This window comes from Qipengyuania marincola, from assembly GCF_029688625.1.
GTDB lineage: Bacteria > Pseudomonadota > Alphaproteobacteria > Sphingomonadales > Sphingomonadaceae > Qipengyuania.
In genome coordinates this window covers 839,169-854,320 of record NZ_JARULC010000003.1, presented here as the reverse complement: position 1 = coordinate 854,320, position 15,152 = coordinate 839,169, and the positions used below count along the sequence as shown (strand labels likewise).

Here is a 15,152-nt window from a genome sequence, read left to right as displayed (position 1 = left end):
AGGGGCCGCGAATGTACGATACCGCCGAGTTCGGAAGCGTGGTTCAGGTCGCGGTCTTCGCCGGGCTCACGGCGCTGGTCGGCCTGCTCACGTGGTGGAAGGTCCGCTCGGCCAAGCACGACGGGTCCGAACAGGACGTGTTCCTCGCGGGCAAGGGGCTCAGCTGGTTCTTCGTCGCCGGTTCGATCACGCTGACCAACCTCTCGACCGACCAGCTGGTCGGCATGAACGGCAACCAGATGCTGCTGCTCGCCTGGTGGGAGATCGCCGGTTTCGTCGGGCTGATGGCCTTGGCCTTCGTGTTCGTGCCGCTCTACTATCGGTATAATTGCACCACGGTCACTGAGTTGCTGGAGAGGCGCTATGACGGGCGCTCGATCCGCACGCTGATCTCCGCGATCTTCATTGCCGGAAACCTGCTGATCTACCTGCCCGCCGCGCTCTATTCGGGCGGGCTGTTCCTGCAATCGCTGTTCAGCGCGCAGATCCCGATCATCGCCTTCTCCATCGGCCTCGCGCTGATCGGCGCGGCCTATACCGTGTTCGGCGGCTTGAGAGCGGTGGCGGTTATGGACACCTTCTCCGGCATAGGCATCCTGTTCCTCGCGCTGGTCATAGTGTTTCTCGCGCTGGCGGCGGTCGATTTCGACATCGTCATCGGCGTTCCGCCGGAGCGTCTGAGCATGGTCGGCGCAAGCGATAGCCCGATCCCCTTCCACACCCTGTTCACCGGCATGGCCTTCATCCAGATCTTCTACTGGTCGACCAATCAGAACATCACCCAGAAGGCGATGGCCGCGCCGACCGTGCGCGAGGCGCAGAAGGGCGTGTTCGCCGCTGCCGCCGTCCGCATCCTCGTGGTGCCTCCGATCGTGGTCATTCCGGGCGTCGTTGCTTATAAGCTGTTCGGAGACGTGGGCGATGCGGCCTATGGCAGGCTGGCGGCCGAAGTGCTGCCAACCTGGCTCTCGGGTGCCTTTGCCGCAATGGTCGCAGCGGCAGTGATCACGACGTTCAGCGCTGTGCTGAATTCGACGGTCGCGCTCTATTCCGTCGACTTCCATGAGCAATTCATCGGCAAGGTCGAGAACCACTGGAAACTGGGCGCGGCGATGAGTACGCTTGCGACTATTCTGGCCATTGTGATGGTGCCGGTGTTCATGAATGCGGAAAGCATCATCAATCTGCTTCAGCAATTGAACGGTCTCTCCTCCATGCCCATCCTGTCGGCCTTCATCGTCGGGCTCCTGTTTCGCGATGTCGCGGCGCGCTCTGCAATCGCGGGCGTGCTCTGGGGAATCGGCCTTTATGCGCTGTTCACCTTCAACGAGGGTTTCGCGGCCTGGGTCGGACTTCACTACATCGATTTCATGGTCATCACGCTGGTAACCTCGGTCGTCGCTGCACTGGCTTTCAACCGCTTCGCGCTGGGCCGCCGCGCGCAGTGGCTCGGTTTCTCGCTGTTCCGCAGCGAACGGCCGACAGCGGCATGACGGGCTGGCGATTTGCCATAGATCGCGGCGGGACCTTTACCGATGTCGTCGCCACAACTCCCGCCGGGCGACTGGTCACCGACAAGCTGCTGTCCGAGAACCCGGGTTTCTATCCCGACGCAGCAAGCGAGGCGGTGCGACGCTTGATGACCCGCCATGGGGAAGGGCCGATCGCTGAAGTTCGCATCGGTACGACCGTGGCGACCAATGCCCTTCTCGAGCGCAAGGGAGAGCGACTGGCGCTGGCGATAACGCGTGGTTTCGGCGACGCGCTGCGGATCGGCACACAAGCGCGCCCCGAAATCTTCGCGCGGCACATCGTCCTGCCCGAACAGCTTCCCGCCCGTATCGTCGAGATCGACGAGCGGGTTTCGGCCGATGGCGAGGTCCTGACGGCGCTCGACGAGAAAGCGGCGCGGTCCGCCTTCGCGGCGCTTCGCGACGAAGGCTTCGCTGCGCTGGCCATCGTCCTGGTCCACGGCTGGAAGTATCGCGATCACGAGCTTCGGCTCGCCGCCATCGCACAAAAATTGGGCTTCGCGCAGGTCAGCGTGAGCCACGATGTGGCGCCCCTCATTCGCCTGATTCCGCGCGGCGACACGACAGTGGTCGACGCCTATCTTTCACCGGTTCTGCGATGCTACACGGACACGCTGGAGGACAGCCTGCCTGACACCGGCAGCTTGCGTTTCATGCAGTCGAACGGGGGCCTCGCCGAAGTTGGCGCATTTCGCGGAAAGGACGCAATCCTGTCAGGGCCAGCAGGCGGCGTCGTGGGAATGGTCGCAGCGTCGGCACCACTGGGCCACAGCAAGCTCATCGGTTTCGACATGGGCGGCACCAGCACGGATGTCGCTCATTATGCTGGCGAGTATGAATTGACCGGCGACAGCGTGGTGGCGGGTGTGCGCGTGGCTGCACCGATGATGCAGATCCACACGGTTGCGGCAGGCGGCGGCTCGATCTGCAGCTTCGACGGGTCGCGCTTTCGCGTCGGGCCGGAAAGCGCCGGGGCAGATCCCGGGCCAGCATGTTACCGCAAAGGCGGTCCGTTGACGGTGACCGACTGCAACCTTTTCCTCGGGCGCATAGACCCGGCCTTCTTCCCCAGCGTTTTCGGCCCGAACGGCGACTTGCCGCTCGATCCGGAAGCCTCGCGGATGAGGCTGGAGGAGGTTGCGTCCGCACTCGACGAGCCACGTACGCTTGAGGAAATTGCCGAAGGCTTTCTTGCCATCGCCGTCGACAATATGGCCAACGCGATCCGCAAGATCAGCGTCGCGCGTGGTCACGACGTGACCGCCTACGCACTTGCCTGCTTCGGCGGCGCGGGCGGACAGCACGCGTGCAAGGTGGCCGATGTGCTCGGAATGGAAACGGTCCTGGTCCATCCGCTGGCGGGCATTCTTTCGGCCTATGGTATCGGGCTCGCTCCGATAAAGGCTATCCGCGAGGCAAGCCTCGTTCGGCCTTTGGTCGAGAGCTACGCGGAAGAACTTGCGCTGCTCGAGCAAGAGGCGACCGACGCGCTTTTCGAACAGGGCATCGCGCGTGACAACGTAACGCTGGAAAGCCGCGCACGGCTGCGGTTCGAAGGCAGCGATAGTCTGCTTTCCGTCGATTGCGGCGATCCTGCGGAGATGGATGCCTCCTTCCGCACGCTTCATCGCCAGCGTTTCGGCTATTCCGACATGGAGGCCGCAATCATCGTCGAAGCGCTCAGCGTCGAGGCCAGCGGGTTGTCGGGCGGTCTTGGCGAAGCGATGGCAGAACCCGTTCCAGCCCAGGGCGAGGCTTCGGGTAGCTGGCGCACGGTCGAGCGCGCGGCGATGGCACAAGGGGACACAATTGACGGTCCCGCGCTCGTCATCGACCCCGGCTCGACAACGGTAATCGAGCCAGGCTGGCAGGCGCGACTTGCGGAAGAGGGCAGCCTTGTTCTGGCGCGCGTGGAGGACCTCGAACGAGAGCGTGCAGTCGGAACCGCAGTCGATCCCGTGCAGCTCGAAATTTTCAACAATCTGTTCATGGCAATTGCCGAGGAAATGGGCCTTGTGCTCCAGTCGACCGCCACTTCCGTCAATATCAAGGAGCGGCTCGATTTCTCCTGTGCGCTGTTCGATTCGAAAGGTGCGCTGATCGCCAATGCGCCGCATATCCCGGTCCATCTCGGCAGCATGGGCGACAGTATCGCGCGGGTAATCGAGGCGCGCGGATCGGCGCGCGATGGGCGCGGGCTCCGGCGCGGCGATGCTTACGTGCTCAACGATCCCTATCGCGGTGGAACGCATCTGCCCGATATTACCGTCATCGCTCCGGTGTTCTACGATGACGCGAGCGAGGAACCCGACGCCTTTGTCGCCGCCCGCGGGCATCATGCCGACATCGGCGGTATCGCGCCCGGCTCGATGCCACCAGAAAGCCGAACAATCGAGGATGAGGGCGTCCTGATCGACAACTTGCTGATGGTCGATGAGGGTGCCTTCCGCGAGGAAGCAGTGCGAGACGCTCTGGCGGCGGCCACCCATCCGGCGCGCAATCCCGACCGCAATCTGTCCGACCTGCGCGCCCAGCTTGCCGCCTGCACGCGCGGTGCCGAACTGTTGCAGGCTGCAGCGCGTGACCAAGGCCGCGAGGTAGTCGCGGCCTATATGGATCACGTGCTCGGCAACGCGGAAGAAAGCGTTCGCCGCCTGCTCGACCGGTTGAACGATGGTTCATTCGCCTACGAAATGGACAACGGGGCGGTGGTCAAGGTCGCCATCCGCATAGATCGCGGCGCCCGCTCGGCCGTGTTCGATTTCACCGGGACGAGCGACCAACTGCCCGATAATTTCAACGCGCCGCGTTCGATCACTCGCGCGGCGGCACTCTATGTCTTGCGCACGCTGATCGACGATACGATCCCGATGAACGATGGCTGCCTGCGCCCGGTCGAGCTTGTCGTGCCTGAGGGATCCATGCTCGATCCACGGCCTGGCGCGGCGGTGGTTGCCGGCAATGTGGAGACCAGCCAGGTCGTCACCGATGCGCTGTTCGCGGCAACCGGGCGCCTCGCGCCGAGCCAGGGTACGATGAACAATCTGACCTTCGGCAATGCCAGGCACCAGTATTACGAAACCATTTGCGGCGGCTCGGGCGCAGGGCCCGACCATGACGGGACCAGCGCGGTACAGACGCACATGACCAATTCGCGCCTGACCGATCCGGAGATTCTCGAAACGCGTCTGCCGATCCGCGTTGACAGTTTCGCGATCCGGCACGGCTCTGGCGGCGCAGGTGCGCATTGCGGCGGCGATGGAGTGGTGCGTCGGCTAACCTTCCTCGAGCCGGTCCGTGCGAACATTCTCGCCAATCGGCGACGCATTCCACCGCGGGGCATTGCCGGGGGGCAAGATGCCATGCCAGGGCGCAACCGGATAGAACGAGCGAACGGATCGTCCGAGGTCCTTGGGCCGACCGACGCAGCCGACATGCAGGCCGGCGACAGCATCATCATCGAGACTCCAGGTGGCGCCGGCTTCGGGAAACGCGAGCCGTAGCGGGGCTAGTCAGGAGTTCGCGATACCGGGGATGCGCCCAAGCGATGCGCCACCGCTATTCATCGCATCTGCGACGCCCTGCGGCACGAAAATCTCTGCGGCGCGAAAGCGTGCAGCGCTGAGGCCCAGCCGGATTTCGTAGGAGCCCGCATCCACCCATAGGCGCTGCTCGCCGTTGAGCGCGCCGAGTTCTTCGCGCCCCAATTCGAAGCCGACTGCGGTCTCGCGACCCGGCGCCAGTTCGATCCGCCGAAAACCCCTCAATAGCGCACGGCCGGCCGAGCGGTTTCTGCCCTCGGGAGCGCGCAGATAAAGCTGAACGATCTGCGTACCGGATAGGTCGCCGACATTTTTCAGGCGCGCATTCACCAGGATTCGATCGGCACCCAGTTCGAGCGACATTTCGGAGAAGGTGAATTTGCCATAGGTCAGGCCGTGGCCGAACGGCAGGCGTTCGTCACCCGCGCGCGTGCGGACGGCGTATGGCAAGTGCCCGGACGGCGCGTGCTCACCGCTCAGAATGTCGGCGATGGCCCGACCCGATTCGGAACCCAGTCGGCCGGCATGAACCACGCAAGGCAGCCGCTCGCCCGCGACGTCGGGGTCGCATGGCCGGGCGCCCAGCGTGACCAGCACGAGGCGCGGATTGGCTGCATGGAGGGACTCCAGCAGGGTCTCCTGCGCTTCGCCAAGCCTGTTGCCGGTCACCTCATCGCCCTGATCCATGACCACGACGACGGTCTGCGAGCGCCGCGCTGCTTCTCCTGCCATGCCGATTGCCATCCGGTCTGCCGGGATCATCCGCTCGATCTTGGCAGCACCTTCGCGCAGAGCCAGTCCGGCAACGAATTTGTGAGCTATGCCGCGGGCTGTCAGGCCATCGATAACGCTGCCGGCCTCATCCCTGGCGGAGCCGGTAGTTTGCCCGATGTTGCGAGCAGCGCTTCCGACGACCAACAGATCGCCGCTGGCCGTCCCGAGCGGCAGCAGATCGCCATCGTTTCGAAGCAAGACGATCGACTTGCGGGCAAGATCGCGCGCGGGATGGCCCTGGCGGGTCGCGTCATCGGGCGGAGGAGCCATCGTTTCGAATGAAGAACGGAACAAGCCAAGGTCAAACTTTGCCCCGATGATGCGACGCACCACATCGTCGAGTTCGCCTGCCGATATGCGGCCATCGCGTACTGCGGCCACGATCCGGTCGGCGGACAGCCCGATGAAGCCGGTGCCGTTGGCAGCCTGCCCAGCCTTGATCCCAAGTCTCACCCAGTCGGCCAGGAGCAGGCCTTCGTATCCGCCTGGCCGTCGCAGATGGGTTAGCGCCTTTTCCGCGACTTGGTTTCGCTGGCGCTGGTCTTCGGTATTGCTGGCGATGGCGATGCTGGCCGGCTGCCCCTTGCCCACGGTCGCCAGAATGGCACGTAGGCGCTCTTGCTCCCGCGTGCCATGCTGCCCCCGCCGCCCGGCAAGATGTCCGGAGGCATAGTCGAATGCAGCCAGCATCTGGACCAGTTGCTCTTTCCCGTTCGGAGGAATTTGCAAGCCACGAATGCGAGCGGCACAGATTTCCGCTGCAAGCCAGGCGGCTTCACCCGTGGTCTGGTCGAAACCATTGTCCGACAGGTAATCACCGGTCGCGAGGGCCGGGGAAAAGGCCCAATTATACCCGCGCGACACGCAGTCAGCGGCGGTCAGCCTTTCAGCGGCTTCGATGGCTTCGGTATCCCAGCTGGCGGCCATGCTGATTGGTGGCGGCAGGCGGCGCGGCAGGACGGCTGCCGGATCGACCGCGAAGAACAAGGGAATTCCGAGCCGTGATTCCTCGGTCGCGATCTGTTGCAACTGGTGTGTACGTGCTGCGTTGATCGGGCCGAAAAAGCCGCCTACACGACCGCGCCTGACTTCGTCGGCACCGATCATTCCGTCGATTTCGGCGCTCATCGGTGTCAGGACCAGCTGGCCAGCCTTCTCCTGCACGGTCATGTATCCGAGCAGATCCTCGATGAACCGAGCGCGCTCCGGCGCGGGAAAAGGCGATTTTTCCGGCATGCACGGCGGTGATCGCCTGGAATGGTAAATATCCGGTTTGCAATTGGCTCTGGCGCGACCAGTCGTGCTCGACATGCGCCAGCCGCAATCTCATTTACAGATATAAAAATATCTCTATATCCATTCCTCGATGCGAACCGAGACCATCTTTCGCGCGCTGGCCGATCCCACGCGCCTCCGGATAATGCGACTGCTGGATTCGATGGAATTGGCAGTGGGCGAAGTTGCGCAGGTTCTGGCGCAAAGCCAGCCGCGCGTTTCACGGCATATCGGTATCCTGTGCGATGCAGGACTTGCGGAGCGCCGACGCGAAGGCAGCTGGACTTTCGTGAGGACAGCCTCGGCAGCTCAAAACGAACCCTCGCTGGTGGCTGCTGCACAACGGTTGCTCTCCAGTGCTGAGAAGGCCGACGACCAATTCTCCGAAATCTGTGCGACGGACCGGCGCAAACTCGCCGAAATACGCGAAGCGCGGGAAGCAGAGGCGCAGAGCTATTTCGCCCGACATGCCGACGACTGGGATGCCTTGCGGCGATTGCACAGCTCGGACGAAAAGATCGAACAGGCGCTTGCGGAGGCGCTTGAGCCAGCAGGCCTCGGACGCCTGCTCGATATCGGCACGGGCACCGGGCGGATGGCGGAACTGTTCGCGGAGAGGGCCGACCACATCGTTGCACTCGACAAGAGCCTCGCCATGCTGCGCGTTGCCCGGGCCAAATTGCAGAACCTGCCGGCAGAGCGGGTCGAGTTGGTGCAGGGCGATTTTGGCGCGCTTCCTTTTCAGGCCTCGTCCTTCGACACGGTGCTGTTCCACCAAGTCCTGCATTTTGCGCAGGCTCCGCGCGATGTTCTGCGCGAAGCGGCGCGAGTGCTGCGGCCTGGCGGACGGATTGCGATCGTCGATTTTGCCGCGCACCAGCATGAGGAATTTCGCGAACGCTATGCCCATGTCCGGCTCGGCTTCGACGAGGCGCAAATGCGCGGCCTGCTGACGGAAGCGGGGTTCGCGCCCCAAGCCACGACAGCGCTTGAGGATGGGGAGCTGGTGGTGAAAATCTGGATCGCGGACCGCAAGGAACAAGTAAGGAAGGTGGCTTCGTGAGCCCGACATTGAATCAGATGCGCGAGATGCAGCGCGCTCTCGAAGCGCCGCTTTTCTCCGGCTTGCCGGGCGACATCGAGGTGAGCTTCGAATTCTTCCCGCCCAAAAACGAGAAGATGGCAGAAACCCTGTGGCAGAGCGTCGAGATGCTCTCCCCGCTTGGTCCGCGCTTTGTTTCGGTGACCTATGGCGCCGGCGGCTCGACGCGCGAGCGCACTCATGCCGCGGTTCGCCGCATCGTGAACGAGACCGCATTGCCGGCTGCGGCGCACCTGACCTGCGTCAATGCGACCCGCGAGGAGGTCGACGGGGTCGCGCGCGAGTACTGGGAAGAGGGCGTGCGCCACATCGTCGCGCTGCGCGGCGATCCGCCCGAGGGCGGCACGGCCTACACGCCCCATCCCGGCGGCTATGCCAACGCTGCAGAACTCATTGCAGGCCTCAAGCAGGTCGCCGATTTCGAGATTTCGGTCGCCGCCTATCCAGAGGTTCATCCGGATTCTCCCGATCGTCAGCACGATCTCGATAATCTGAAGCGCAAGTTCGATGCAGGGGCGACCCGCGCAATCACCCAATTCTTTTTCGAACCGGAATGCTTTTTCGAGTTTCGAGACCGCGCAGCCGCGGCCGGGATCGAGGGCGAGATCGTGCCCGGGATCATGCCGGTATTAAGCTTTGCGGCCGTCCAGCGGATGTCGGGCCTGTGTGGGACCGCGATCCCCGACTGGATGGAGGGTCTGTTCGACGGGCTCGACGAAAAACCCGAAGCGCGCCAGCTGGTCAGCGCAACCATCGCTGCCGAGCTTTGCCGACGCCTGTATGCAGGCGGCGTGCGCCAGTTCCATTTCTACACCCTCAATCGCGCCGAGCTGAGCTATGCGATCTGCCACATGCTCGGGCTGCGCCAGAAGGCATCGACATGACGAAACGCGAAGAGTTTGCCGCCGCCGCGGCGAGCCGCATCCTGATCAAGGACGGGCCCTATGGCACCGAGATCCAGCGCGCGAAGCTGGCGGCCGAGGATTATGCCGGCGACACCGGCCTTGCGCAGGATCAGAAGGGCAATAACGATCTCGTGAACCTGACCCAGCCTCAGGTCATCCGCGCGATCTGCGACAACTACATCGATTCCGGCGCCCACATTCTCGCTACCAATACTTTCAACGCCAACCGCATCAGCCAGGCGGATTATGGCGCGGAAGCACTCGTCCACGATATCAACGTTTCGGCCGCGCGGATCATTCGCGAGGCCATCGACGCACGAACCGATGGCGTGCCGCGCTTCGTAGCTGGCGCAGTCGGGCCCACCAACAAGACGCTGTCGCTCTCGCCCGATGTCGAGGACCCGGGCTTTCGCGAGGTCACATTCGACGAGATCGTTGAGGTTTATGTGGAGCAATGCCGCGCTCTGCTGGAAGGTGGTGCGGATTTCATCCTTGTCGAAACCGTGTTCGACACGCTCAATTGCAAGGCCGCGATCATGGCGGTGAAGCAGCTCGAGCGCGAGCTGGAGCGCGATATCCCGCTGATGATCTCGCTTACGCTGACGGACCTGTCGGGCCGCAACCTGTCCGGCCATACCGTCGAAGCATTCTGGTACACGGTGCGCCATGCGAAGCCTCTGACCATCGGCCTCAACTGCAGCTTCGGCGCGGAGCAGTTGCGTCCGCATGTCCAGCTGCTTTCGGACGTGGCGGACACCTATCTGATGGCCTATCCGAATGCAGGCCTGCCCAACGATCTCGGCGAATATGACGAGGTGCCGGAAACTACAGCTTCTTTGACCCGCGTCTGGGCCGAAAACGGCCGCGTCAATGCGCTCGGCGGGTGCTGCGGATCCACGCCCAACCATATTGCCGCGATGGCGAGAGCGGTCGAAGGCCTTGCGCCGCGTCCCCTGCCGACCATCGATCCCGAAATGCACCTCGCCGGCCTCGAACCCTTCACGATTGCTGCCTGACATGCCCGACCTGACAACTGCCCGCTTCGTCAATATCGGCGAACGTACGAATGTGACCGGCTCGGCCCGGTTCAAGAAGCTGATCATGGCGGACGATTACGAAACTGCCGTGGAGGTCGCGCGCGAGCAGGTCGAGAACGGCGCGCAGGTGATCGACGTCAACATGGATGAAGGTCTGCTCGATGCCGAAAAGGCGATGACGACCTTCCTCAAGCTGATTGCCGCCGAACCGGATATTGCGCGCGTTCCGGTGATGATCGACAGCTCGAAATGGAGCGTGATCGAAGCTGGCCTCAAATGCGTGTCGGGCAAGCCGATCGTGAACTCTATTAGCATGAAGGAGGGCGAGGCCGAATTCCTCGCTCACGCTCGCAAATGCATGGATTATGGCGCGGCCGTTGTCGTCATGGCTTTCGACGAAGAAGGTCAGGCCGATACCAAGGAGCGCAAGGTCGAAATTTGCGCGCGCGCCTATGATCTGCTCACCGGCATCGGCTTTCCGCCGGAAGACATTATCTTCGACCCCAATATCTTTGCCGTGGCGACAGGGATCGAGGACCACGACCGCTATGGGCTCGACTTCATCGAGGCTGTGCGCGAGATAAAGCAGCGATGCCCGCACGCGAAGACCAGCGGGGGCCTGTCAAATCTCTCCTTCAGCTTTCGCGGCAACGAGACCGTACGCCGCGCGATGCATTCGGTGTTCCTGTTCCACGCGATCCCCGCTGGCCTCGACATGGCGATCGTCAACGCGGGCCAGCTCGACGTCTACGATCAGATCGACCCCGAGCTGCGCGATGCGTGCGAGGACGTGATCCTGATGCGTCGGCGGGATGCGACCGAGCGCCTGATCGATCTCGCCGAAAGCTACAAGGGCAAGAGCGCCGCCGATGAGAAAGCGGCCGAGGAATGGCGCGGCTGGGATGTGAAAAGGCGGCTCGAACATGCGCTGGTGAAAGGCATCGATGCGCATGTCGTGGCCGATACCGAAGAAGCGCGCGAGCTTGTCGCAGCCTCGGGTGGCCGGCCGATCGAGGTGATCGAAGGCCCGCTTATGGACGGCATGAACGTCGTCGGCGACCTGTTCGGCAGCGGTAAGATGTTCCTGCCGCAGGTGGTGAAATCCGCCCGCGTCATGAAAAAGGCCGTTGCCCACCTGATTCCCTTCATCGAGGCGGAAAAGGACCTGCTCCCCGAAGCCGAGCGCAAGGCCAAGGGCAAGATCGTGATGGCGACCGTGAAGGGAGACGTGCACGATATCGGAAAGAACATCGTCGGCGTTGTCCTGCAGTGCAACGGCTACGAGGTAATCGACCTCGGCGTAATGGTGCCGTGGTCGCAGATCCTGGAGGCGGCGAACGAGAACGACGCCGACATGATCGGTTTGTCAGGGCTGATCACTCCCTCGCTCGACGAGATGGTGACGGTTGCCGAAGAGATGCAGCGTGCGGAGATGACCATGCCGCTGCTCATCGGCGGAGCGACAACGAGCAAGGTGCACACCGCGCTGCGGATCGATCCGGCCTATGAAGGCCCGGTCGTCCACGTGCTCGACGCGAGCCGCGCGGTCGGTGTCGCCAGCCGCCTCTTATCGGACACGCAGCGCGACGAATTCGTGGAAAGCACCGCGGGAGAATACGAAAAAGTCCGGGCTGCCCGGGAAGGCAAAGGGCAGAGCGTCCTCCTCCCGATCGAGGATGCGCGTGCCAATTATTATGATGCATTCCTGTCGGACAAGGCTGCTCCGCCTTTGCAACCGGGCGTTCACGTGTACGACGACTGGTCACTTGGGGAATTGCGCGAATATATCGATTGGACGCCGTTTTTTCGTGCCTGGGAATTGCATGGCACTTTCCCCGCAATCCTGAAGGACGAAGTGGTCGGCGAGACGGCCGAGCAGCTCTTCGCCGACGCCAATGCCATGCTCGACCGCATCATCGGTGAAAGTTGGTTGACCGCGCGAGGCGTCGCGGGCTTCTGGCCTTGCGCCCGCGATGGTGACGATGTGACGCTGCATCTCGCTGATCGCGAAGAGCATGTCGTCCTGCCTTTCCTGCGCCAGCAGGTGAAGAAATCGCGCGATCGGGCGAATATGTGCCTTGCCGATTTCATCGACCCGGCAGGCGACTGGCTCGGCGGATTTGCGGTCGGTATCCATGGCATCGAGGAGCATTCCAAGCGTTTCCTGGACGACAAGGACGATTACTCCGACATCCTGCTAAAGGCCTTGGCAGACCGCTTTGCCGAGGCCTTCGCCGAACGGCTTCACCAGCATGTCCGCACCGATCTGTGGGGCTATGCGCCACAGGAACAGCTGACCAACGAGGCGCTGATCAAGGAAAAATATCGCGGCATTCGGCCTGCACCGGGCTATCCGGCATGTCCTGATCACAGTCTGAAGCCGATCCTGTTCGACCTGCTGGATGCGGAACGGAACGTGGGGCTCTCCCTGACGGAGAACTTCGCCATGTATCCCACTTCGGCAGTCAGCGGGTTCTATTTCGGCCACCCGGAAAGCCAGTATTTCGGAGTCGCCCGCATCGGCCGCGACCAGCTGGAGGACTATGCGCGTCGCCGCGGCGTCGACATGGCGACTGCCGAACGATGGCTCCGACCCAACCTCGATTGACGGCCCTGCCGAAAGGCCGGCTCGTCGCGATCGGCGCTTTACTGTTGGCGGCGGCCTACGTCGGGCTTTTGCTGGTCGTTCCCTACGCGCCCGATCTGCTGCGGCAACTAGCGTTTCTTCCCGGCGTAGGGGTCATCGGCGCGATCATTGCCAATACCTCGGGCACCGGGGGCGGGGTCGTGTTCGTGCCGGTGTTCAATGCCCTGCGCGAATGGGCGGTGATGGACCTCCAGCCGCTGCAGGTGGTCGGCGTGTCGATGGCGATTCAGAGCTTCGGCATGACCATGGGCGCGCTTCGCTGGACCGACCGGCTGTATCATCAGCCTGCACCCGACGCGCTGCACGCGCTTGTGCGACCGATCGACTTTTTCACTGTCGCCCTGGCTGTGCTGGCGTTGTCCCTGCCTGCCATGCTGGTCACTCAGCGGGTAACGGCGTTCGACCAGCATGCGGTGCTGATGGGGTACAAGCTCTTCTCCATCCTGCTCGGCATCGCGCTCGTCGCCTCTACCTGGACGGTCAATCTCAAACGGCCCGAGAAGACCCGGCTCGAACGCACCGACCTGCTCTTCCTTCTCCTGTTGGCGATACCCGGCGGCATACTCACTGCGCTGTTCTCGGTCGGGATTGGCGAGCTGGTCGCACTTTACCTCTTCATACGCCACTATCCCGTTCTGTTATGCACGGGCACGGCCTGCCTGATTTCGGCCGTCAGTGTCATCGCGGGCTCGGTCTGGCACGTCGGCGCGGGGACGATCCAGTGGGAGGTCGTTTTGCTGGCGGCGCCCGGCGCGATGATCGGCGCTTTCCTCGCGCGGCCCATCGCGCTTTGGCTCGGCGCGCGACGGCTGAAGACGCTGGACGGCGGCTGGATCGTCCTGTCGGCGCTCTATCTGCTCTGGCTCAATCGGTAATTGACTTCGGCCAGCCCGGGCAGCCATCTCGTTCGCATGCGAATTGCCATTCTCGCCGCCGCGCTGTCGCTTTGCGGATGCGCCACAATCGCCGAGCCGGACCCCATTCCGCCGGCCGGGGTCGCCGTGGTCTTCGATCGCGACAGCATCGATCCGGTTATCGTGCAAGGTGTGGCGAACCAGGCGACATTCCGACCAGTGGAAGCCAACGACCCTGTGCGGATCGCCAGCATTTCCAAGTTCATCATGGCACTGGCCACCTTGCGGCTGGCCGACGAAGGCAGGGTCGATCTGTCCGCGGATGTGTCCGAATATCTTGGCTGGTCCGTCCGCAACCCGGCATACCCCGGTGCCAAGGTCACGCTTGCACAGCTCCTGTCCCACAGATCGGGCCTGCGTGACGATGCCGGTTACGTCATCCCCCTGGGCGAAAGCCTTGAAGCGAAACTCGCGCAGCCGGAGGCGTGGTACGCTGATGCGCCTCCGGGACAGGCGCCGTTCGAATATGCCAATCTCGGCTCACCGGTCGTCGCGACCGTGCTCGAGGCGGCAAGCGGTGAGCGCTACGACAGGCTGGTCGATCGCCTCATCTTCGCGCCCCTTGGTATCGATGCGTGCCTCAACTGGATCGGCTGCGGGGAGGACACCGTGGCGCGCGCCGTGACGCTTTATCGCAGCACAGGCGAGGTGGCGCGCGACGATGCGGGGGATCTTCCGCCCAATTGCACTTTTCCGATCGCTGAGGGCGTCGAGTGTTCGCTCGAGGATTACGTTCCCGGCACCAATGCCTCGATCTTCTCGCCGCAAGGGGGTGTTCGGATCGGGATGGTGGACCTCGCCAGGCTAGGTCAGGCGGTGATCAAGGGCGGCGAAGGCGGATTTCTTTCACCGAAGGCATGGTCGGCGATCGTCCTGTCCGCCGCAGCCAACGGCACCGGAGACCAGGAGTTTTTCTGTGCTTACGGGCTCGGCGTCCAGTTTCTCAATCCGCTCGGGAAAACCTGCAAAAACGACCTGTTCGGTCCCTATGACAGGCCGATGGGGCACGCCGGCGAAGCATACAGCCTGCGCTCCGGCCTCTGGTTCGATGCTTATAAGGGGAAAAGCATCGCCTACTTCATCACTCAGGTGCCCGAGCGTACCGTGCCGGACGAGGGCGGGTTCGCGCCGGAAGAGGTCGCATTTGCTCGTCGTGCCATGCTCGCGGCGACAGAAGCGGGGAAATAGGACAGGCGCGGCGTCGCTTGGCAATTGACGCTGTGCAGGGAATGTCGCAGTGCAGCAGGCGTCGGCCACGGGAGCGATTCTGTGGCAGGCATGCACGGGAGAGCGTGCGGGGCTTCGTCTCCGTGCCGCCGAAGGAGCAACCGCCCCGGAAACTCTCAGGCCAAGGGACCGTGCAGGCCATCGACACTCTGGAAAGCGCTGGCCGCAGCCGCGGTCTGCCACCGAAGGGGTAAGCC

General features: G+C 63.2%; 9 protein-coding genes and 1 riboswitch. Of the genes, 8 read left to right on the top strand and 1 reads right to left on the bottom strand.

Annotated elements, in window-relative coordinates; all coding sequences use genetic code 11:
- The first annotated feature begins 11 nt into the window (after positions 1-11).
- On the top strand, positions 12-1,493 hold the full coding sequence (locus P8Q88_RS14050; RefSeq protein WP_278324453.1) for a sodium:solute symporter family transporter: 1,482 nt from the start codon (positions 12-14) through the stop codon (positions 1,491-1,493).
- Positions 1,490-5,035, top strand: coding sequence for a hydantoinase B/oxoprolinase family protein (locus P8Q88_RS14045; protein ID WP_278324452.1), 3,546 nt, complete (start codon positions 1,490-1,492; stop codon positions 5,033-5,035). Before P8Q88_RS14050 ends, P8Q88_RS14045 begins: the two co-directional genes overlap by 4 nt.
- 9 nt (positions 5,036-5,044) lie before the next feature.
- Here the strand turns inward: P8Q88_RS14045 and P8Q88_RS14040 are convergent, their stop codons facing one another.
- Positions 5,045-7,084: a glycoside hydrolase family 3 C-terminal domain-containing protein gene (locus tag P8Q88_RS14040; RefSeq protein WP_278324451.1), complete on the bottom strand. Its 2,040-nt coding sequence runs from the start codon at positions 7,082-7,084 to the stop codon at positions 5,045-5,047.
- A gap of 130 nt (positions 7,085-7,214) precedes the next feature.
- Here P8Q88_RS14040 and P8Q88_RS14035 point away from each other — a divergent pair, with 130 nt between their 5' ends.
- Genes P8Q88_RS14035 through P8Q88_RS14010 form a run of 6 tightly spaced genes read left to right on the top strand, consistent with a single transcriptional unit; the run spans position 7,215 to position 14,916 of the window.
- Complete coding sequence (locus tag P8Q88_RS14035) at positions 7,215-8,186, top strand: ArsR/SmtB family transcription factor (RefSeq protein ID WP_278324450.1); 972 nt, start codon at positions 7,215-7,217, stop codon at positions 8,184-8,186.
- Positions 8,187-8,203: 17 nt separating this feature from the next.
- Complete coding sequence (gene metF / locus P8Q88_RS14030; RefSeq protein ID WP_446532572.1) at positions 8,204-9,109, top strand: methylenetetrahydrofolate reductase [NAD(P)H]; 906 nt, start codon at positions 8,204-8,206, stop codon at positions 9,107-9,109.
- Entirely contained in the window at positions 9,106-10,146 is a 1,041-nt protein-coding gene (locus P8Q88_RS14025) for a homocysteine S-methyltransferase family protein (RefSeq protein WP_278324448.1), read from the top strand. Before metF ends, P8Q88_RS14025 begins: the two co-directional genes overlap by 4 nt.
- 1 nt (position 10,147) lies before the next feature.
- Entirely contained in the window at positions 10,148-12,775 is a 2,628-nt protein-coding gene (gene metH / locus P8Q88_RS14020; protein WP_278324447.1) for a methionine synthase, read from the top strand.
- The gene (locus P8Q88_RS14015) at positions 12,751-13,689 is read left to right on the top strand and encodes a sulfite exporter TauE/SafE family protein (protein WP_278324446.1); all 939 of its coding nucleotides are present in this window, start codon (positions 12,751-12,753) and stop codon (positions 13,687-13,689) included. The genes metH and P8Q88_RS14015 overlap by 25 nt, the downstream gene beginning before the upstream one ends.
- Before the next feature lie 36 nt (positions 13,690-13,725).
- Positions 13,726-14,916 (top strand): serine hydrolase domain-containing protein, encoded by a 1,191-nt coding sequence (locus tag P8Q88_RS14010; protein WP_278324445.1) that lies wholly within the window; start codon positions 13,726-13,728, stop codon positions 14,914-14,916.
- 85 nt (positions 14,917-15,001) lie between these two features.
- Positions 15,002-15,097: riboswitch (glycine riboswitch) on the top strand.
- The last annotated feature ends 55 nt before the right edge of the window (positions 15,098-15,152 follow it).

Bases quoted from the DNA above. Each gene is read 5' to 3' on its own strand.
- P8Q88_RS14050 (WP_278324453.1), top strand. From the start codon at position 12: ATGTACGATACCGCCGAGTTCGGAAGCGTGGTTCAGGTCGCGGTCTTC.
- P8Q88_RS14045 (WP_278324452.1), top strand. From the start codon at position 1,490: ATGACGGGCTGGCGATTTGCCATAGATCGCGGCGGGACCTTTACCGAT.
- P8Q88_RS14040 (WP_278324451.1), bottom strand. From the start codon at position 7,084: ATGCCGGAAAAATCGCCTTTTCCCGCGCCGGAGCGCGCTCGGTTCATC.
- P8Q88_RS14035 (WP_278324450.1), top strand. From the start codon at position 7,215: ATGCGAACCGAGACCATCTTTCGCGCGCTGGCCGATCCCACGCGCCTC.
- metF (WP_446532572.1), top strand. From the start codon at position 8,204: ATGCGCGAGATGCAGCGCGCTCTCGAAGCGCCGCTTTTCTCCGGCTTG.
- P8Q88_RS14025 (WP_278324448.1), top strand. From the start codon at position 9,106: ATGACGAAACGCGAAGAGTTTGCCGCCGCCGCGGCGAGCCGCATCCTG.
- metH (WP_278324447.1), top strand. From the start codon at position 10,148: ATGCCCGACCTGACAACTGCCCGCTTCGTCAATATCGGCGAACGTACG.
- P8Q88_RS14015 (WP_278324446.1), top strand. From the start codon at position 12,751: ATGGCTCCGACCCAACCTCGATTGACGGCCCTGCCGAAAGGCCGGCTC.
- P8Q88_RS14010 (WP_278324445.1), top strand. From the start codon at position 13,726: ATGCGAATTGCCATTCTCGCCGCCGCGCTGTCGCTTTGCGGATGCGCC.